This is a genomic window from Sulfurimonas sp., assembly GCF_016744025.1.
Taxonomy (GTDB): domain Bacteria; phylum Campylobacterota; class Campylobacteria; order Campylobacterales; family Sulfurimonadaceae; genus Sulfurimonas.
Genome location: NZ_JADGFC010000015.1, coordinates 1 through 20,898 on the forward strand (window position 1 = coordinate 1; position 20,898 = coordinate 20,898).

Annotated in this window: 18 protein-coding genes; 14 read left to right on the plus strand and 4 right to left on the minus strand. The window is 32.6% G+C overall.

Going from position 1 to position 20,898, the window contains the following annotated elements; genetic code table 11:
- Nucleotides 1-92 precede the first annotated feature (92 nt).
- The gene (locus tag QZZ48_RS03905) at nt 93-437 is read left to right on the plus strand and encodes a DUF898 family protein (protein WP_366755899.1); all 345 of its coding nucleotides are present in this window, start codon (nt 93-95) and stop codon (nt 435-437) included.
- A gap of 4 nt (nt 438-441) precedes the next feature.
- Nucleotides 442-1,518, plus strand: coding sequence for a M48 family metallopeptidase (locus QZZ48_RS03910; RefSeq protein ID WP_294962162.1), 1,077 nt, complete (start codon nt 442-444; stop codon nt 1,516-1,518).
- Nucleotides 1,519-1,613: 95 nt separating this feature from the next.
- Here QZZ48_RS03910 and metH read toward each other — a convergent pair whose 3' ends face one another.
- Nucleotides 1,614-5,105 (minus strand): methionine synthase, encoded by a 3,492-nt coding sequence (metH, locus tag QZZ48_RS03915; protein WP_294962164.1) that lies wholly within the window; start codon nt 5,103-5,105, stop codon nt 1,614-1,616.
- A 202-nt stretch (nt 5,106-5,307) separates the two neighbouring features.
- Between metH and QZZ48_RS03920 the strand changes: the two genes are divergently transcribed.
- The 3 genes from QZZ48_RS03920 to QZZ48_RS03930 all read left to right on the plus strand — a co-directional run bounded on the left by QZZ48_RS03920 (nt 5,308) and on the right by QZZ48_RS03930 (nt 12,603).
- Entirely contained in the window at nt 5,308-7,425 is a 2,118-nt protein-coding gene (locus QZZ48_RS03920; RefSeq protein ID WP_294962166.1) for a nitrate- and nitrite sensing domain-containing protein, read from the plus strand.
- Between the two features lie 137 nt (nt 7,426-7,562).
- Nucleotides 7,563-8,996, plus strand: a complete 1,434-nt coding sequence (gene ccoG / locus QZZ48_RS03925) for a cytochrome c oxidase accessory protein CcoG (RefSeq protein ID WP_294962167.1) — start codon at nt 7,563-7,565, stop codon at nt 8,994-8,996.
- A gap of 19 nt (nt 8,997-9,015) precedes the next feature.
- Nucleotides 9,016-12,603, plus strand: coding sequence for a DUF748 domain-containing protein (locus QZZ48_RS03930; RefSeq protein ID WP_294962169.1), 3,588 nt, complete (start codon nt 9,016-9,018; stop codon nt 12,601-12,603).
- 38 nt (nt 12,604-12,641) lie between these two features.
- On the opposite strand, the gene QZZ48_RS03935 is transcribed toward QZZ48_RS03930, so the two are convergent.
- From QZZ48_RS03935 to QZZ48_RS03945, 3 genes are all read right to left on the minus strand, one after another.
- Entirely contained in the window at nt 12,642-13,160 is a 519-nt protein-coding gene (locus tag QZZ48_RS03935; protein ID WP_294962171.1) for a cyclic nucleotide-binding domain-containing protein, read from the minus strand.
- The gene (locus QZZ48_RS03940) at nt 13,157-13,450 is read right to left on the minus strand and encodes a hypothetical protein (protein WP_294962172.1); all 294 of its coding nucleotides are present in this window, start codon (nt 13,448-13,450) and stop codon (nt 13,157-13,159) included. Before QZZ48_RS03940 ends, QZZ48_RS03935 begins: the two co-directional genes overlap by 4 nt.
- A gap of 118 nt (nt 13,451-13,568) precedes the next feature.
- Nucleotides 13,569-13,853 (minus strand): hypothetical protein, encoded by a 285-nt coding sequence (locus tag QZZ48_RS03945; protein WP_294962174.1) that lies wholly within the window; start codon nt 13,851-13,853, stop codon nt 13,569-13,571.
- Between the two features lie 95 nt (nt 13,854-13,948).
- Here QZZ48_RS03945 and QZZ48_RS03950 point away from each other — a divergent pair, with 95 nt between their 5' ends.
- The 9 genes from QZZ48_RS03950 to QZZ48_RS03990 all read left to right on the plus strand — a co-directional run bounded on the left by QZZ48_RS03950 (nt 13,949) and on the right by QZZ48_RS03990 (nt 20,886).
- Nucleotides 13,949-14,416 (plus strand): hypothetical protein, encoded by a 468-nt coding sequence (locus QZZ48_RS03950; protein ID WP_294962176.1) that lies wholly within the window; start codon nt 13,949-13,951, stop codon nt 14,414-14,416.
- Nucleotides 14,417-14,419: 3 nt separating this feature from the next.
- Complete coding sequence (locus tag QZZ48_RS03955; RefSeq protein WP_294962178.1) at nt 14,420-15,466, plus strand: tetratricopeptide repeat protein; 1,047 nt, start codon at nt 14,420-14,422, stop codon at nt 15,464-15,466.
- Between the two features lie 38 nt (nt 15,467-15,504).
- A complete protein-coding gene (gene rnc / locus QZZ48_RS03960) occupies nt 15,505-16,185 on the plus strand; it encodes a ribonuclease III (protein WP_294962180.1) in 681 nt (226 codons plus the stop codon).
- A complete protein-coding gene (gene aroC / locus QZZ48_RS03965) occupies nt 16,186-17,259 on the plus strand; it encodes a chorismate synthase (protein WP_294962182.1) in 1,074 nt (357 codons plus the stop codon).
- Between the two features lie 9 nt (nt 17,260-17,268).
- Nucleotides 17,269-17,682 (plus strand): PAS domain-containing protein, encoded by a 414-nt coding sequence (locus tag QZZ48_RS03970; RefSeq protein ID WP_294962184.1) that lies wholly within the window; start codon nt 17,269-17,271, stop codon nt 17,680-17,682.
- Nucleotides 17,683-17,685: 3 nt separating this feature from the next.
- Entirely contained in the window at nt 17,686-17,907 is a 222-nt protein-coding gene (locus QZZ48_RS03975; RefSeq protein WP_294962201.1) for a hypothetical protein, read from the plus strand.
- Nucleotides 17,904-18,122 carry a hypothetical protein gene (locus tag QZZ48_RS03980; protein WP_294962203.1) on the plus strand — a complete coding sequence of 73 codons (219 nt, stop codon included), beginning with the start codon at nt 17,904-17,906 and terminating at the stop codon, nt 18,120-18,122. The genes QZZ48_RS03975 and QZZ48_RS03980 overlap by 4 nt, the downstream gene beginning before the upstream one ends.
- Nucleotides 18,123-18,407: 285 nt before the next feature.
- A complete protein-coding gene (gene soxC, locus QZZ48_RS03985) occupies nt 18,408-19,724 on the plus strand; it encodes a sulfite dehydrogenase (RefSeq protein WP_294962204.1) in 1,317 nt (438 codons plus the stop codon).
- Nucleotides 19,717-20,886: a c-type cytochrome gene (locus tag QZZ48_RS03990; protein WP_294962205.1), complete on the plus strand. Its 1,170-nt coding sequence runs from the start codon at nt 19,717-19,719 to the stop codon at nt 20,884-20,886. The genes soxC and QZZ48_RS03990 overlap by 8 nt, the downstream gene beginning before the upstream one ends.
- Nucleotides 20,887-20,898: the final 12 nt, after the last annotated feature.

Below are 20,898 nucleotides of genomic sequence, written 5' to 3' on the forward strand. Positions count from 1 at the left end.
TCAAATACAAAACTCCGTATGAAGTGTTTTTCAGTGAAATGAGTAAAAGATTAGCTAGCTAATTTAGGTGGAAATTGCACTTGTTGTTGGAATTGGCGGGATCAATTGTTGTCATGATATTTATGAAAGCTTATCTATTCACTACTTATCGTAATTATATCTATGCTAACACTAAGTTAGATGAAGTTGTGAATTTTGAATCAAGACTAAAAACTTTACCTTATGCATGGATTATAATATCAAACTTTTTTATTATACTGTTTACTCTAGGTCTTGCTATTCCTTGGGCAAAAGTTAGGGTGGCTAGAATAGTTTTAGAAAATACATATGTAAATACAAATAATGGACTCAATCAATATATATCTCAAGTTCAAGACAACTCATCAGCTCTTGGTGAGGAAATAGGTGATGCTTTTGATGTGGAAATAGGGCTTTAGTCTTTTGCATATAACTGGAAAATACTTAGAAGAAGGGTGCTCAAAACAATTGAGTGCTACTCTTAAAGTAGAAGATAATTATTTTACTATTGAAATAGAAAATGAGAAAAGACATAGCGGTGAAAAAAAGCAATTAAAAATAGAAACTAGATTGGGTAATGTAGAAAGAAAAATCATACTAGAAGACAACTCAATTTTCACGACAAAAGATAATGATGCAGTAGATAATATTTTTGATAAGAAATTAATTTATAAATTTGAATCTAAATTGATATGGGTTCTTGTCGCAATAGTTGTAAGTATGTTTTTTGCTTTTGGTTTTTTTAAGTGGGGAGTCCCTTTTTTAAGTAAAGAAATTGCTTATGCTTTGCCAGCTAAAACAACTAAATTGATTTCAACTAGTGCATTAGAGATTCTTGATAAACATATATTTGAAAAATCAAAACTTTCACAAAAAATAATGCAAGATATCCGTACTCACTTTCATGTAAAAATAGTCCCTCTTGTTAAAACAGAGAGCAATGCAGAGTACAAACTCCACTTTAGATTATATAAAGAAGCCAATATCAGTATGCCAAACGCCATGGCATTACCATCTGGAGATATTATTTTAACAGATAAATTTGTGCAATTATGTATAAATCAAGCAGAAATAGATTCAGTTCTTTTACACGAGATGGGACATGTACTACATAGACATAGTTTACAGATGCTTATAAGAAGTACCTTTATCTCAGTAGCCGTAATGACTATACTTGCTGATAGCAACGGACTAGCAGATATGGGAGTTGGTTTAGGCTCTTTGCTTGTTAATAGTAGTTACTCAAGGGATAATGAAGCTGAGGCAGATAAATATTCATTTGAACATATGTTAATTGCTGGTATAGACCCAATATATTTTTCTAATATAATAAATAGAATGAATGAGTATGTTAAAAAATCTACAAACTTATTGATAGAAGGTGACTCTTTAAAATATCTCTCATCTCATCCTAAAACACAAGAACGTATTGATATTGCCAAAGAGTATAGTAAATGTTTTGAGTCTGGTTTAGTTGAATGTAAGATATTAAAAAGATAAAATACAAAACTCACACTTTATCCACATGTATTAAAAATAAAATTCCATATTAAAAGAGAGATTCAAGCCCGAGACACTTGATTCTCTTCTTTTATTTATACATTGTAATAAGTTGCGTTTGGATGGTAAACAACCAAAGCACTTGTTGATTGTTCTGGATGAATTTGAAAAGTTTCACTAAGTTCTATCCCAAACTCTTCTGGTTTTAGTAAGTCAAACAGTGGACGACTAAGTTCTAAGTCTGGACAAGCTGCATAACCAAATGAATATCTGCTTCCTTGATATCTGTTCATCTGAACATCACTTAATTTACTTCCTTCACCTTCTGAAATGTTTAAATCAAGTCTTATCTGTTTATGTGCAATCTCTGCTAATGCTTCTGCTAACTCTACTCCAAGTCCATGAAACTGATAGTACTCAGTGTAATCACCCTCATCGTAGATAAGACGCTCAGCATCACTTATTTTTGCTCCTGCACTAACACAGGTTAGTGCTAACACATCGTGTCTGTCTTTATGGAAAAAGTCACTTAAAGCACGGTGTGGTTTTTTTGACTGTCTTGGAAAAGTAAACTGTTTTATCGCTCTTCCTATAACATGGTCTAGAGGTTCCGTGTTAACTTCAGAATCAGAGTTATAACCCTCACTCTCATCAAATATAAGAAGAGTGTTATCATCTGAACGACAAGGCCAGTAACCATAAACGATAGTTGGTTCAAAAAGTTTCTCATCTAAAAACTGAGCTTTTAGTCTATGGTATGCCGGCCATATAACTTCATCTGTCTGTTTTTGATAAGCCTCTTTTGTCATTCCCTTAGAGCTATAACCCCAACGAGATTTAAAAAGTATTCTATGATTTACCCATTCAAAAGCCATCTCAATCTGAGTAGTTGTTAGTTTGATTTCACGTCTTCCCCAAAATGGAGGAGTAGGAACTCTTAAGTCACGAGTTGGCATCTTAAGCTGGGAAAATGGAGGGATAATTATCTCTTTTTTCTCTTTTACAACTTTTTCTTCTTTGTCTTTTCCATGAAGGTCAGTGTCAAAGTTTCCTGCTTCGATGCGACTCATTGCAGTAACACCGTCAAAGGCATCTTTACAGTAAAAGATTGGGCCATCATAAAAAGGACGACAAAACTCATCTATAAAGGTACGAGTAAGGGCAGCTCCACCTAGAAGGACTGGGATAGTAATACCTTCAGCCTTTAAAGCTTTTAGGTTTTCTTGCATCACTTGAGTAGATTTTACTAAAAGTCCACTCATACCAAATGCAGATATATGACCATCTTTTGTAGCTTGTATAAACTGTTCAAGTTCTACTTTAATACCAAGATTTTGAACTTGAAAACCATTGTTTGAGAGGATAATATCTACAAGATTTTTACCAACATCGTGAACATCACCTTTTACTGTTCCAAGAGCTAGTTTAGTTGATACTTCTTTTTCTATTTTTGGAAGATAAGGGTTTAGGTAATCAACTGTTTTTTTCATAGTCTCAGCACTTTGAAGAACAAATGGTAGTTGCATCTGACCTGAACCAAACAACTCCCCAACAACTTTCATGGCATCTATAAGAATTTCATTTACGATTCTCTCAGGAGCTATAGTTTTTCTAGCCTCTTCAACAAGAGGAATCATTCTCTCTTTATCACCATCCATAAGAAGTTTAGCTATTTTTTCTTCATCATTCATCGCTAAATAAGCTGCATCTTCTACATTTGTATCTATTGCTTCTTTAGTGCTAAAGTGCTCTATAAAAGTAAAAAGAGCCTCTCCATTTGGTTTACGATTGAAGATTAAATCATCACATATATCTTGGTCTTCTTGACTTATTTTATTTATGGGAATGATATGTTTTACATTGATAATAACTGACGTTAATCCAGCCTCAATACAATGATGTAAAAACATAGAGTTTAGATAAGGTCTTGCATCTTTGTCAAGTCCAAAAGAGATGTTTGATAGTCCTAAAGTAGCACTAACTTCTGGATGCTTTTTACGAAGTGCACGAATAGCTTCTATAGTGTTTATACCAGCATCCCAATACTCTTCATCTCCACTAGCAAGTGTAAATGTTAAAACATCAAAAATCAAATCTTCTTTTTTTATGCCGTGACGATTAGTAGCAAGATCTATGATTCTATCCGCAACAGCTAGTTTGTTCTCAACTGTTTTTGCCATACCAACTTCATCTATCGTAAGACATACTAAACTTGTTCCATACTTCTTAGCTAGGTTACATACTTCATCAAACTTTGGCTCACCATCTTCAAGGTTTACAGAATTTAGTATAGGTTTTCCACCTATATTTTTAAGTGCAGTTTCAAGTCCGCTTGTTTGTGTAGAGTCTGGCATAAGAGGAAGTGCTATCTTTTGGTTATACATTCCTATTACAGCATTCATATCTTTTGTTTCATCACGTCCTGCAAAACCTACATTGACATCAATTACATGAGCACCTGCACGAACTTGTTGTTGTGCTACGCTTAGTGTTCCTTCATAATTCTCTGCTAAAAGAAGTTCTCTAAAGGCTTTTGAACCAGTTGCATTTGAACGCTCTCCCATTAGAAGAGGAGCAGGCTCTTGTTTAAGAGTTGTAGTGTTAAAAAGAGAAGCTATAGAATTCTCATGCGAACCACTTGGTGCTTTAGGTGTTATAGAGTTTACCTTGTCAACCAATGCGCGAATGTGTTGAGGAGTAGTTCCACAACATCCACCTAAGAAAGAGACACCATCGTAAGCTAAAAACTTTTCTTGTTGTATAGTAAACTCATCTGGACCCATTGGATAGTAAGTATAACCTCCACGATTTTGAGGAAGACCCGCATTTGCGTGAACACTTATAGGTTTATGCCAAACTTCACTAAGAGTTTTTACATGTTTTAAAACTTGTTCAGGGCCTGTTCCACAGTTAAAACCAAGAGATAAAATATCAAATGGCTCTAAAATAGTTGCAATAGTCTCTGCATCTGTACCGATAAGCATAGTTCCACTAAGTTCTATTGTTACAGAGACCATCATTGGGATATCTACATTTCTTTGTCTAGAAGCTTCTTGACAGGCATGAAGAGCAGCTTTTATTTGTAGAGGATCTTGACATGTCTCTAGTAAAAATATATCAACTCCACCATCAATTAGAGCTAAACAAAACTCTGTATAACCTTTGTACATTTCATCGTAAGTTATGTGACCAAGTGATGGAAGTTTTGTACCTGGACCAACAGAACCAAGACAAAAACGAGGATGCTCTGGAGTTGAAAACTTTTCACATTCTTCTTTTACAAGCTGTGCCCCAGCACGTGTTAGCTCATAAGCACGTTGTCCAATTTGATACTCATCTAAAACCCATGAAAACGAGCCAAAGGTATTTGTAGTGATGAAGTCTGCACCAGCAGTTAGGTAAGCATGGAGAATTTCACGAAGAACTTCAGGAGCTGTAACATTTAGTAGTTCGTTACATCCTTCATTGCCTTGCCAAGCTTCTTCAGAAATCTTGTCATCTCTTTGTTGAAGCTGAGTTCCCATTGCACCATCAATAATTAATGGACGTTTCTTGATTGTATTTAGTATGTATTGTTTTGTAGTCATGATAATAAAATCTTTTAGTGTTAAAATATTAGAAGATATCTTAGCAAATTAGAGCATAAGAACGGCTTTTCCCATACAAGTAGGAGTATTTACTTCAGTTTAGATTATAAAATAAGTAACAAGATAATGGTAAATTTTAAATTTTTGATTTAGTGTTATAATGAACCTATAATGATATTTAACAATGAAAAAGGAATACGATATGTTAAATAATATATCTATAAAACTAAAAATGACGTTGATGGTGTTTTTACCATCTTTAGTTATTTTTGTCTTACTTAGCATGAGTGAGTATACAGGTTATCAGAAAGTTCAAGAGCTTTCAAAGATAGAAGAGGCAACGATTCTTGCAACTAAAATAAGTTTTATGGTTCATAATACTCAAAAAGAGCGTGGTGCTTCAGCGGGATATGTTGGTTCAGGTGGAAAGAAGTTTATAGATGCAATACCAAGTATTAGAAAAGATACAGATGCTACTCGTGCTGAGATGGAAGCTTATTACAAAAGTATGGATTTTTCGAAATATCCTAAAGAGATGCAAGACCAAATGAACGATGCTATGAGTCGTTTAGCTAAGCTTGACTCTACAAGAGAAAGTATTAGTTCATTAGAATATAATGTGCCTAAAACTGTTGGTTACTACACTCCTTTAAATGGTGCATTTTTAGACACCATAGCATTTATTGCGAAGATGAGTTCAGACCAAAAAATGAGTACATCTCTAAATGCATTTGTTAACTACCTTTACTCCAAAGAGAGAGCTGTAATGACAGGTACATTTGCAAAGGACGCTTTTCCTGTAGGCTTTTATGCTAAGTTTATTAAACTAATGAGTGAGCAAGATGTTTATATGAGCAGATATATGTTTTTGACTTCAAAAGAAAATGCAGACTTTAAAAACAATACTCTTGTAGGTAAGCCTGTTGAAGAAGTTGATAGAATGAGAAAAATTGCTATGAGTAAGATGAATGGTGATTTTGGTATAGAAGCAGGTTACTGGTTCTCAACAATAACAGCAAAAATTAATCTTCTTAAAAAAATTGAAAACCATCTAGCTGAAGGTATTTTAGAAGAAGTAGCGACTCTAAAAAGTGATGCAAAATTTAGCTTAACAATAAGTATTCTGATCAACATAGCTATTATGGTCTTTATTTTAGGCTTTGGTGGAATAGTAGCTAAAAATTTAACTTCAAGAATCTCAAAATTTAAAGAAGAACTTGATGAAATCATCTTTTCTAAAGATTTCTCTAAAAGTATTAGTGAGAGTGGTGGAGATGAAATATCTTCTATCCAAAGTGCGGCAAATCATACTCTTGAGACTGCATACGAAGCAATAGTAAACGCAAATGAAAGTTTAGAAGATTCAGAAAAACATTCTAAAGAAAATGAAATGCAATTAGAAAAAAATAGACTGACTCTATCTTTAACAGATCTTCTTAGTGAAGGTGCGACAACAGGAGTTAAAGATGTACAAGAGGGACTAATTAGAAATATGGAGTTCCTTCAAAACATAAATGAGATGAATGAAAAGACAGAGATCACTGTAGATGATGTGAAAACTTCAACAGCTGAGATGGGAGAGTCTTTAGAAAATGCTTCTCATAAGATGAATGATAGTAGAGAAAATTCTGAGCAGTTAAACAATAGTGTAAATGAGATTACAAATGTTATAGCGCTTATTAAAGATATATCTGACCAAACTAATCTTCTTGCACTTAATGCTGCAATAGAAGCAGCACGTGCAGGTGAGCATGGACGTGGTTTCGCAGTTGTTGCTGATGAGGTAAGAAAACTTGCTGAGAGAACACAAAAAGCTACAAGTGAAGTGGAAGTAAATATAAATCTACTAAAACAAAATTCTGCTTCAATGCAGGAATTTTCAGAGCAGATGGATAGTGAAATCTCAGTATCTTTAGAAAAACTATCTAGCTTTAATGAAAGTTTATTTACTCTTGTAGATGGTGCACATGAGATTAAAAATAGTAATAAGGTTATATCAAATGAGATGTTTGTAAACTTAGCTAAACTCGACCACATAGTGTTTAAACTTGGTGGATATGAGTCAGTATTTAAAAATGATAAAGATCAGAAGTTTTCAAGCCACTTAGAATGTAGATTTGGAAACTGGTATAAAAATGAAGGCAAAGAGCTTTTCTCTAAAACTCCTAGTTACTCTAAAATAGAAGCACCTCATAAAGCAGTGCATGATAGTGTAATGAATCTTCCAGCACTAATCAATACAGGATTAGTTGAAAATGCTGAGAAAAACTCTAAAGATCTATTTGTTCACTTGGACAATATGGTAGAAGAAGTAAGCTAAAAAGCTTACCTCTTTCTACATTTGCAATTATTATAATTATTATAATAATAAACTAATTTAAAACTCAACTACAATTTGCTATAATCTGACAAAATCTTGACAAGATTGAGTAGATTAAAAATATTATAGGAGTTCAGATGAGTAAAAAAAGTTCAAGCATCGCAAAGCAAGGCTCTTGGAGAGTTAAACGCTATTACATATATATACTATTTACAATAATAGCTTTAGTTTTACCTTGGATAACAGTAGATGGAAACCATTTCTTCTTGCTTAGTTTTGATAAACTAAAGCTGCACCTTGCATTTATACAGTTTGATATGCAAGAGTTATACCTAATGCCATTTTTATTAATGTTTATGTTCTTAGGTATATTTGGTATGACTGTTGTTGGTGGTCGTGTTTTTTGTGGTTGGATATGTCCTCAGACTATTTTTCGTGTTGTCTATAGAGATTTGATTGAAACAAAAATTTTAGGTCTTCGTAAACGCATTAAAAATAAACAGCAAGAACCTGATATGTCAAAACCAGAGAATAAGGTTAAAAAAGTAATAGCAATTTTACTCTGGATACTTCTTGCTACTTTAGCTTCTGCCAACCTATTATGGTTTTTTGTTCCACCTGAAGACTTCTTTGCTTATTTAATTGACTTTAACAATCACTGGACTCTATTTGGCTCAGTTCTTGGTATTGCAGCTTTTCTAATATATGACATTATCTTTCTAAAAGAAGACTACTGTATATACGTTTGTCCATACTCAAGAATTCAATCAGTTTTATATGATGATCATACTGTTATGGCACTATACAATATGCATAGAGGTGGTAATATCTATGATGATGAACATAACAAGCTTTATACTAAACAAAAAGACATTCAAGTACAAGAACCTCATGCAGAGTGTACGGCTTGTGAGAGCTGTGTAACTGTTTGTCCTACACATATTGATATTCGTCAAGGTCTTCAGTTAGAGTGTATTAACTGTTTAGAGTGTGTAGATGCTTGTACTACAGTTATGGGTAAACTTGGGAAGCCATCTTTAGTTACTTGGTCAAGTGATTATGAGATAGTAGAGCAAAAAGGTAAGACTAAATACTTCCGTGGAAATGTTTTAGCTTATATTGCTCTTTTAATTGGTCTTATGGTCGTTCTAGCAATGATGGGTTCTACTAAAGAGCATATGCTTTTAAACATTAACAAAGAGAGTCGTCTTTACTCTGTTAAAAAGATGCCAAATGATAAGGTACGAGTAGAGAATGCCTATGAATTTCTTCTTCAAAATACTCAGAATGAAAAGATGAAGTTTTACTTTGATGTTATTGCTCCAAAAGGTATGGAAGGTAAGATTACCATTGCAAAACCAAGAAAAGAATTTACAGCCGTTCCTGGTATTAAAAAGAAAAAAATAGTTGTACTTAGAACTGAAGAGATGCTAGTGAATAATGATAGAAAAGATACTATTATTCCTATTACTATTCGTGCATATGCGATAGGACATGAGGATAAAATTGTTGTATTTAGAAAATCAACATTTGTTTTTCCACGCTCTGATATTGTTAATGCTAAAGAATAACTAATTTTTAAAGTCTAAGATGTTAGACTCCATCAAGGTAACTTCTTGGAGTCTAAATGTTAAAAAAATTCAAAAGCTAGTAATTTATTTGCTATCCATCTATGCAATATTAGGTTTTATTGCCCTCCCTTTAATCTTAAAATCACAACTTATACAAATTGTTCAAAAAGAGACAAATGCTAAACTATCACTTGATAGTATCTATTTTAATCCTTTTGTCTTTAGTCTTGAAATAAATGAAATAAAACTTCTAGATGCTAAGGACTCGCATCTACTATCCTTAAAGTCAATACTAATAAATTTAGAACCTCATTCTCTTTTTAACTCATCCATACATGTGAAAAATATCACACTAGAAGATCCAGACATTTCTCTGATTTACAAAAAAGATAAGTCAATAAATCTCTCTTCAATTATAAAAGTAAAAGAGCAAGAAGCCAAACAAGAAAATACTTCAGCATTTGAGATGCCAAGAGTTCTTCTAGATAAAGTAAGTATAAAAAATGGAAAAATTAACTATGAAGACTATACCCATAATACTCCATTTGAATTCTCTTTTGAGAGAATAGGTTTTGAGTTAAGAGATATAGATACAAAGGATTTTAACTCAAGTGATGCAACTCTTAGATTTCACACGACCTTAGGCGATGGAGGGTTCTTCGACCTTAAGAGTGAAGTACTTGGGTTTAAACCTTTTAAAGTAAAAGGTAGTGTGGACTTTGAAGCAAGTAAGCTTTATACGCAGTGGAAGTATATGCAAGACTCATTAAATCTAGAAGTGGCAGATGGAAAAGTACATTTTACTTCAGAGTACTACTTTAATCTTGATGATTTAAATGCAACAAGCATAGATAATCTTAGTGTCTCAATAGACAAACTAAGAATAAAACCAAAGAGTAAATACAAAGATGTATTAAATCTAGAACATTTTTCACTAAGTGATGTTAGTGTTAAACCTATGCTTAGAGATGTTCACGTAGGTAAGATTTCTCTTAAGTCTTTATATGTCAAAGCTAAGAGAAACACAGCAAAAGAGATAGATTGGTTGGAGTATATAAAAACAGAATTTGCTACTAAAGATGCAGTTACTGAAGAAGAGATTGAAGTTAAACAAGAGAGTAAAGCTTGGAATGTTTTAGTTGATGATATCGCACTAGAGAAAATAAAAATAGATTTTGAAGATAGTGGCGTCAAACCAATGGTAAATACGCACTTAAATGATTTTAATCTATATCTTAGCAATGTAAGCTTAGCAGGAGAAGAATCTTTCTCTTATAAGATGAATATGAGAGTAAATGATAAGTTTATTTGTAACTCTAAGGGAGATGTTAAGCATAAAATATTAGATGTATATTCATATACTAAGTGTAGTGATTTTGATGTAATTAGGTTTGCTCCATATATAGATGAAGTAGCTAGAGATGCACTAAGCGTATATGACTTAAAACTAAAACGTGCAACTCTAGGTTTTGATGCTAACGTTAGTGTGTTAGTAGTAGAAGAAGCAACTCAGATAAGAGTAAGCGATGCTAATATAAATCTCACTAAGATGGCTATGAATAAAAGAAGTACGGGAGAGAGACTTGTAGACTTTGAAAATTTCGCAGTGAATAATCTAAGTTTGGATACAAAAGATAAAGCAGTTGATATTCAAAAAACAACTCTCAAAAATTTAAATGTTAGAGCAGGGTTATATAAAGACGGCACATTAAATATTGATAATTTAATAGTTGCAAAAAAATCTAAAATAAATAAGATAGATGCAGACAAGAAAACAAAAGGTGAACCTGAGTATAGAGTAAAGCTAAAACATTTTGCACTTCAAACAGCAAAAGTTAGTTTTGATGATAAGAGTCTAAAACCTGCTTTAAAAACTAAATTAGACAGAATAAACTTCAACGCTTACAATATAGACTCACAAGAAAAGACTTGGTTAGACTACAGTCTCTCCGTTAGACTTAACTCAAAAGGATATGCAAAAGCGAAGGGTAAACTCAGACATACTCCTCTTAAACAAAAGGGTACTTTTGATTTACAAAAAATATCTTTAAGAGAGTTTAGTCCATATATAGAAAAAAACTTATATGTAAAACTAACTGATGGTTATGTAGATTTAAAAACAAAGATAGAATATGCAAAAAGTTCTAAGGTAGCAGATTTAAAAGTAAAGGGTCAACTAGATGTAAGTGAGTTCTTCTTAAATGACTCAAAAAACGACTCAACACTTCTCTCTTTTAATAACATGACTCTTAAATCATTTGACTATGAGATGTCCCCAGATAGAGCTTTTGTAAATGAACTTGATATAAACGGATTTTATGTAAATGCTATCATAGATGAAAATAAAACCATGAACTTCGCATCTTTATCGAAAAAAACAAATGTATCTAAAAGTGAAGATGCCAATGCTACAAAATTTCCATTTAAAATAATGAAGTTAAATGTTGCATCTGGTAGTGCAAAGTTTGCTGACTTTTCTCTTCCTTTAGATTTTAAAACAGATATCCATGACTTAAATGGTGTCGTTTACTCGATATCAAGTCAATCTGGTGAAGTTAGTTATGTAGATATTGTAGGAGAGGTAGATGAATATGGTTCTACAAAACTTATTGGTTCTGTTGATAGCTCAAACCCTAAAATATACACAGACTTAGATTTTAACTTTAGAAATATAGATCTAAACTCGCTAAGCGGATATAGTGCAAGTTTTGCAGGTTATAAGATAGAGAGTGGAAAACTATTTTTAGACTTAGGTTATGAAATCTTTGATTCTGAGATGTCAGGTAAGAACTCTATTATAGTTAAAAGTATAGAGTTAGGTGATGAGATAGAAGATGAAAATAGTTCTTCTTTACCCTTAGGTTTTGCGATTGCACTTTTAGAAGATGGTGATGGAGTTATAGATATTAATATGCCTGTTGAAGGCAATGTAGACGCCCCTGACTTTAAGTATGGTGCTCTTGTTTGGAAAACTTTTGGTAACTTAATAATTAAGGCTGTAGCATCTCCATTTAAATTTTTAGGTTCTATGATGGGTTTTGATGGAGAAGAGTTGGAGTTTGTAGAATTTGAGCCAGGACTTATGACAATTCTCCCACCTGAGAAAGAAAAACTTGATAACATCTCTAAACTAATGCTAAAGAGACCAAAGATTTCTCTAAATATAGTTGGACAATATGATGAAATTCAAGATAGATTTATAATACAACAGCAAAAACTTGTAAAAATAGTTATGGAAAAAAGTGGAGCTAAAAATAAAAAAGAGCAGCAAAATGCTATGAATGTAGATCTACTCGAAGATATATATGAAGAGTTGGCTCCAAAGAAGAAAGTTAGTGATATAAAGAAAGTTCTTGGGAAAACTTATAAGGGTGAATTGTTAGATAGAGCATATCAAAAAGCTTTAGTAGATGAAACAAGAAAGATGCAAGACGTAACTCTTTTAGAACTTAAAACCTTAGCTACTAATAGAGCAAAACTTTTAAAAGAGTACCTTGTGAAACAAAAAGGTATAGCCGATAATAGAATAAACTTATTCACTGTTCAAAATGTTCAAGAAGAAAAACAAAGTTGGGTAAAAAGTAAGTTAGAGATAGACATAAAATAATAAAGTTTTAGTCTTCCTTATTACTAACCTAGTAGTGATTATTTTTTAACAAACTCAAGATTTATCTCTTCAAGCTTAGTATTTATTTCAGATGCTAAGTTTTTATAGAGTATTGCTAAAGCAGGTGCGCAAAATTCTACATTGTTTTCATCAATACAAAAAGATAAAAGTGTAGCTTGCTCAGAAGCACAAACAACACTAGCATTTCTTTGAGATTTAAAAATAGCTCCCGCTTCGCCAAAAATATCTCCAGCTCTAAGTTTACCAACCTTTTTTTTGTTATGAAAAACTTGACACTCTCCGTCTATAATAAAAAATATCTCTTCGCTTATATCTTTTTGTTCTACGACATAATCTTTAAACTTGAACTTTACAAATTTTAGATTGTATAAAATTGCCTTTAGTTCATCTGGATCTATATTTTTAAAGATAGATATTTTATCTTGTACGCTTAAAAGTTTTCTTAGACTTGCACTTTGTTCCTCATTCTCTGAGTCTCTATTTATTTGTAGAAATTTCTCTATATCATCAACTAGATAGTTAGACATTTCACTCATTTATATATCCTTAGGCAAGATTGTAAGTATTCATATTCTTCTGTGTAGGGTCTCATCAAATCTGTTGTGTAAAGCAAGTAATCTCTAGTGTTTAATTTATTATTTATTTCAAGAGCTTGTAAATGTTTTTTTATAACAAGTGAAGATTCTGCTTCTTTCCATAGAAGTTTATCAAAGTAATATGTTTTAGAATTAAGACAAAGACTCAGAGACTCTAGAAAATACTTTAGATCATCTTTAAATATCTCTTGGAAAGTACTGAAGTAAACTTCTTTAAATTCTTTGAGCATTGCAGATAATTGTTTTTTTCTTTTTCTTTGTTCATCACTAGGATTATTTATATCTTGTGCTTCTAAAACCTCTCTAGCAAAACTAGAAAAAGAAGGAGATAAAATAATAAACTTGAAATCAAAAATATTTTTTATATTTTTTGACTCTTCTACGGTGAGTTCGCATATATGTTATATCTGTATCTATTTTTTTAAGTGTTGTACTCATAAATGTAGAATCTAATATTCTAAAGCTTTTTAATGTATTGTGTAGGAACTCACCTATAATAGTGTACTTTTCTTTAGGTACGTGAAGATTATTTTGTTCAATGAAGTCTAAACCTTCTTCTGCTGTATTGGCGATTTGTGAAAAAAAATCTCTATTAAAATTTTCAATTTTTTCTTCAATAATTGTTAAGTTCATAAAAATAATTATATCATGATAACCCTATCCTTTAATAAAACTATTTATTAAAAAACTATATAATAAAGAAAACCCACTAATAAGGAGTCAAAAAGATGTCTCATCTACCAAGTACACTTAACTCTTTTTGGCTCTGGAGAGAAGTCTCTTCTAAGCTTGGAGTGTCAAATCCAGCTTATAAATACTGGAAAAATACGCCAAATATTAAGTTGAATAATAAGTATATTTTTATACAAAAAAATACTCTTCCTCCTAAGCATGAATATGTAGAAAACATACTCACTGACCTCTCTGGTTACCTTCCAATAAAGTATGCATCTGACAGACTTCATGTAAATGAACATATTTTTTCTTATGAGAGAATGAAGTTATATAAAGAGTTTGAGTATAAGTTTGTAGAAGATGTAAAGTTTGTAAATATCAAAAAGTTTTTTACAGAATTTGGAATCAAAGTAAATAAAAACTCTCTAGTTCAACTAGGAAAGATAAAAGATTTAGAGTTTAGTGCAAACTCAACATTTTACAATTTAAAAGATGACTATGGCATTGTTGTTTACGAGTAGTTTATGAGTACTTTTTTTATAGAGTTTAGAGATCCTCTCTTTGGCGTAATCATATTTTTTGTACTTATTTTTATCATCGCTTTTTTCTCGTATTGGTTGGCAAGGTTTAAAACAAAAGAAGATCATCGCCATCTAGATAAGTTTCTTAGACAGTTTCGTTCTCTTCCATCAAAGAGTGAACTAAAGATTCTTATTACAAAGGGAGAACTTTCTGAAAAATCATGGTTACTACTTGCACACTCATATTTTAAAAATGGTGACTATGAAAAGAGTATAGAAATTTACAATGAGCTTTTAAAAGTTGGAAGTAAAGACAACTACAGAGATACTCTTTTTCTTCTTGGTCGTACATATTTTAAAGCTGGTTTTCTAGAGCGTGCAAAAGAAATATTTCTTAAAATACTTCAAAACAATCCTAGAACACCACAAGCTCTTCACTATTTACTCTTAGTATATGAACATATGAGAGAGTATGGCTTAGCACTTGATGTCTTAGAACCTTTAGATGAGTTAAATAAAGATGTAAAGAGTGATACTGTTTATCTAAAAATTCTAGCCCTTTTAAATAATCCAAGTATCTCTGAAGAAGATAAGGTCAAAAAAGTTATCCAAACTTATAAACAAGAACATAAACTTACTTACATGACCTTTGAATATCTTTTCCGTGCAAACCCTGCTTTAGCATGGGAAAACTTTGATAGTTCAAAAAGTGAGATACTAACAGATATACTTTGGCAGGTAGATAAAAAAGATTTGAATTTAGATATAATTACACAAAACGGCTATTTAAGGGAACTCTACACTGCTCGTGGTGATGTAGATTTGGCAATTAACAGTTCCATTTTTGAGTTAAATGTTTTGATTAATCTTAACAAAAGTGCAAATGCAACTCTTAGTTTTGAGTACATATGTGACAACTGTAAAGTGGTTTATCCATTTGCTTTTAACAGATGCAGTTCTTGCCATAGTATAGATACCTCTCGAATAGAAATGAGTTTGAGTAAAGACTACCGTAGAGATTTTAGTGAAGAAAATAACTCTTTTCAGTGATGAAGTAATTTTAGTAAGATTTAATAATAGGAAAAATAATGAGTATGAATATAGAGACTTTAGAGAATACTTTAGGGTACAAGTTTAAAGATAAACAGCTCATTATCGAAGCGCTGACGCATAAGAGTTATAAACAGCCCTACGATAATGAGCGATTAGAATTTTTAGGAGATGCTGTTTTAGATCTTATTGTAGGAGAATACCTATATAAAAAATTTAAAAAATCTGATGAGGGTAAATTATCAAAGATAAGAGCTTCATTGGTTAATGAAACAGGCTTTGATAAGTTGGCAAGATCATTAAATCTTGGTGATTGTATCTTTTTGTCAAATGCAGAACAAAATAATGGTGGAAGAGAAAAATCATCTCTTTTATCAAATGCTTTTGAAGCTGTAATTGGAGCGATTTACCTTGAAGCAGGTTTGATTGTTGCCGAAAAAATTGCAATAAAGCTTATAGAAAAAAATCATGAAGATATATCTTTAGACTCCCTATTTCGTGATTTTAAAACAACACTTCAAGAATTAACTCAGGCTAGATTTGGAATAACTCCAGAGTATAAAGTAATGGCGAGTCGCGGACCTGACCATAAAAAAGAGTTTGAAGTAGCTGTATTGATTGAAGATAAAGAGTATGCAAGAGCATCAGGAAAAAGTAAAAAAATAGCTCAACAAGAGTCTGCCAAAGTAGCAGTTGAGTTGTTGAAAAAGGAAATATAGTTGAATAGTTTTGGTACAAAATTACGTTATAGCACTTTTGGTGAATCACATGGCAAGGCAATAGGTTGTCTACTTGATGGTGTTCCTGCCGGTTTAGATATCGATGAAGAGTATATTCAAAGTGAGCTTGACCGTAGAAAGCCAGGTAAGAGTGAATTTGAAACAGCTAGAAAAGAAGCAGATGAAGTAGAGATACTGAGTGGTGTATTTGAAGGTAAAAGTACTGGTACACCAATCGCTATGATTATCTACAATACAAACCAAAAGTCAAAAGATTATACAAATATCAAAGATGTTTTTCGTCCAGGTCATGCTGATTTTACTTACTTTCATAAGTATGGCATACGTGATTATAGAGGTGGAGGAAGATCTTCTGCAAGAGAAACAGCTGCTAGAGTTGCAGCTGGAGCAGTTGCAAAACTGATGCTCAAAGAGTTAGATATCGAAGTCCTAAGTGGTATTAGCGAAGTAGCTGGAATAAAAGCAGAAGTTTTTGATTATGGCAGAGTAAATAGCAGTATTATTTATGCTTTAGATGCAGACAAAGAAGAATTGCAAAAAGAAGCAATTTTAAAAGCTAAAAATAATCATGACTCTGTAGGTGGAGTTTCAAGAGTTTTAATCAAAGGTGCTCCTATAGGTTTAGGTCAACCTCTTTATTATAAACTTGATGGTGTTTTAGCAGATGCTATGATGGGTCTCAATGCTGTTAAGGCTGTTGAGATTGGAGATGGTGTTCTTAGTGCATCTTCATTAGGTTCACAGAACAATGACGAGATTAGAGCAAAAGGTTTTGAGACAAATCATTCTGGTGGAATACTTGGTGGAATATCTAATGGTGAAGATATTGTTATGAATGTATATTTCAAGCCTACTCCATCTATATTTAAAGAACAACATACTGTTACTACTATAAATGAAGAAGTAGATTTCTCACTTAAAGGTAGACATGACCCATGTGTTGCTATTAGAGGGACTGTAGTATGTGAAGCAATGGCAGCTTTAGTTATTGCTGATATGTTACTTTTAAATATGGGTTCAACTATGAGTGGAGTAAGCAAATATTATAGATAAGGTATTATCATGAGTGTAACTAAAAGTGAAAACTCGGATGAGTGGTTATTCTCATCTGATGAATATATACTGAGTGAAACTGATGACAAAGGTTTTATCATCTACGCAAATGAACTTTTTTGTGAGCTAGCTGGTTATAAACTCAGTGAGTTAATTGGTGAAGCCCATAATATAGTAAGACATCCAGATATGCCACGTATTGCCTTTAAAAGTCTTTGGGATGATGTACAAGCAAAAGGCTTTTGGACTGGAATTGTAAAAAATCTTAGAAAAGATGGTGGATACTACTGGGTACATGCAACTGCCTTGAGAAAAATTCATACTAACGGGAAAGTAACATATCTTTCAGTTAGAAGAGTCCCTAGTAGAGCAGAAGTAGACTCTTGTATCTCTTTATATGCAGAGTTGAAAAGTAGCGAGTAAAACATGACAACTATACACTTACAAGTTGAAGATGATTATATAGAGACCTTTATGAATACATTACCAAAAGATAAAGTGGTGATTATTGAAGAAGACTTTAAAAATAATCAAAAAAAGATTCAAGCGCAGTTAAAAGAGTATGAAGATGCTACTGGTACTTTTGTTTTATATTACGATAGTATGAAAGAGATGAGTACTTGGCTTGAACAAAGGAAAGAAGCTTGAATATATTAAGCTCACCTCTTTATGAAAAGCAGTTAAAAGAGCTTTTAAATATTTTATCTAAGCAAGACTACCAAGCAACAAAAAACTTTAAAATGTATCTTGATACCATTATTTTAAATATGCCAAGTAAAGAAAAAAATATAAAAAGTCCATCTATTTTGACAATGAAAATATTAAAGATATTGAATTTCAAGGATGTACAATCCCCTTTCTAATAGACAAAAAAAATAATAACTACGTCATTTTATCAATAACTACAAAAAGCTAAAAATATCATATTAATATATGTTTATTATAAGTCTAAATAAAAAAATCCTACATACATAGCTATAGATAATAATAATTATAAATCTAATATAATATCTTTAGAATAACTTGTATCGAAATGTAACATAATAGTTTTGTGTTGTAATATTGTCACATTATTGTCACATTTTTATAGTCAATCTTCTGTATACTCATAACAATATAATGTCATATTAATTAAATGGGAGAATAGAATGGATAATAAGAAATCTATAAATGATTTAGATATATCTGATAGAAGAAACTTTTTTAAGCGTACAGCAGCTCTTGGTGTAACTGCACTTGCTGGAACAAGTCTAATTGCGTCTGAAGATGATCATGCAATTATGCATCATCCTGAGTGGGGCCAAAAGTGGGGCGATCCTGTAACTAAAAATCGTTACGGAATCCCATCTGCTTATGAGCATAACAACACAAGAAGAAATACTAAGCTTTTAGCTTCTGGTAACTATAGAGCTTCTATTGCAGTAACTCCGATTCATGAGTCAGAAGGTATCATCACTCCAAATGGTCTTTTCTTTTCCCGTTCTCATGGTGGAACTGCTCATATTGACCCAAAAGAGTATCGTTTAATGATTCATGGTTTAGTTGAAAAACCTATCGTATTAACACTTGATCAACTCAAACGTTATCCAAGTGTAACTCGTACACACTTTATCGAGTGTCCTGCAAATGGTGGACAAGAGTGGAGAGGCCCACAGTTTAACTCTTTACAGTTTGCTAAAGGTTTTATGGCATCTGCAGAGTGGACAGGTGTTTACATAAAAACTATTCTTGAAGATTTAGGCTTAAAGCCAGAAGCTCAGTGGATGCTAGCTGAGGGATCTGATAACTCAGAGATGGGTCGTTCTGTTCCAATAGATAAGATTCTTGATGATGCAATGATTGTTTGGGGTCAAAATGGAGAAGCTCTACGTCCTGAACAAGGTTATCCTGTAAGACTACTTCTCCCTGGTTGGGAAGGAAACTTATGTGTTAAATGGCTTAAGCGTTTAGATTTTGCTGCTGAACCATGGTACGCAAAAGAAGAAACTTCTAAATATACTGCACTTAAACCGAGTGGTAAAGCAATTCAGCATTTTTATGCGAATGAAGTAAACTCAACTGTAGTTTCTCCATCTCCTGAAAAACCATGGACTGACTTAGAAGATGGTGATATAGTTGAAATTGAAGGACTTGCTTGGTCTGGTATGGGAACTATAACTGGTATTGACTTATCTTTTGATGGTGGAAATAATTATGTCCAAGCGAAGATAAAAGGTTTATTATTGCCTAAGTCTTGGACTAGATGGAGCTACATGCATACATATAAAAAAGGTGAAGTACTTTTACTTACATCTCGTGCTATGGATGACGCAGGATATATTCAACCAACAATTGATGAAGAAGTTTCAATAATGGGTGTCGAGTCTGTTTACCATAGAAATGGTGTTGAAACTTGGGAAGTAACCCCAACAGGTGAAGTTAATCATGTTCAAGTTAGAACGCCAGGAGGGATCAAAGATGTTTAATACAAATTATAAATTAATTGCTACAGCTTCTGTCCTTAGTATAGCAACTTTATTTAGTGCAGGTTGTATGGATGATGGTGCTACTCCAACTAAGACTACCAAAGCTAATACAGCTACAACAATTGCAAGTATAGATGGTGGTGTTAAATATCCTGTAATAGGTGATAAAACAGGTCCTTATTATGTAAATAATCAATCAAACATGATGAAGATAAATAATGGACGTGTGCCAACAGCAAATGAGTTAGTAGCTTGGGATAAAGATGTTATGCCAGATGGAACAGGTTTACCTGAGGGTAGTGGCTCTGTTGAAGATGGTGAAGAGATTTATGAAGCTCAGTGTGTTATGTGTCATGGTGACTTTGGTTCAGGTGGTGGTGGATATCCATCTCTTTCAAAAGGTAATGCAGATGAGTTACAAAAGACATTAACAAACAACAGATGGAAAGATCCTGAAGCTGATGGTCCAACTCGTGTATTTGGTTCTTACTGGCCTGTTGCAAGTACAATGTGGTGGTATATTAGAGATGGTATGCCTCATACAAAGTCTAAAACTCTAAGTAATGATGAAGTCTATGCTCTTACTGCGTATATGTTAAATATCAATGAGATTACAATTGATGGTGAAGAAGTTGATGATGAGTATGTTCTTAATCGCGAGAAATTCTTAAAAATCAAGATGCCAAATAGAGATGGATTTGAGCCAAATATAGATGGACCTAATGCTCTAAAAGATGTTCGTAAATACTATGAAAATCCTGCAAATTTTGGTGCTAAAAAAGTCAATCCAGCAACGCGTTGCATGAAAGACTGTCAAGAAAAGTCAGTAGTAGTAACTAGAGTTGAAAATGGTGGAATAAGTGAATTTTTACCACCAATGTCAGTGGTTAGAGATCTTCCTAAAAAAGAAGCTTCAGATATGGGCTTTAATGTTTTGAAAAACTATGAAGATAACTGTATGCCTTGTCATGTAGCAGATGGTATGGGTGCTCCAGTAACAGGCGATAAAGAAGGCTGGGCTGAAGTTCTTGCTAAAGGAATGAGTGGTGTTTATAAAAATGCTCTTGAAGGTATCAATGGTATGCCTGCTAAAGGTGGTGCTAGTGTGAGTGATGATGAACTAAAATTATTAGTTGATTATATGATAGATAACAGTAAATAAAACAAAGGAAAG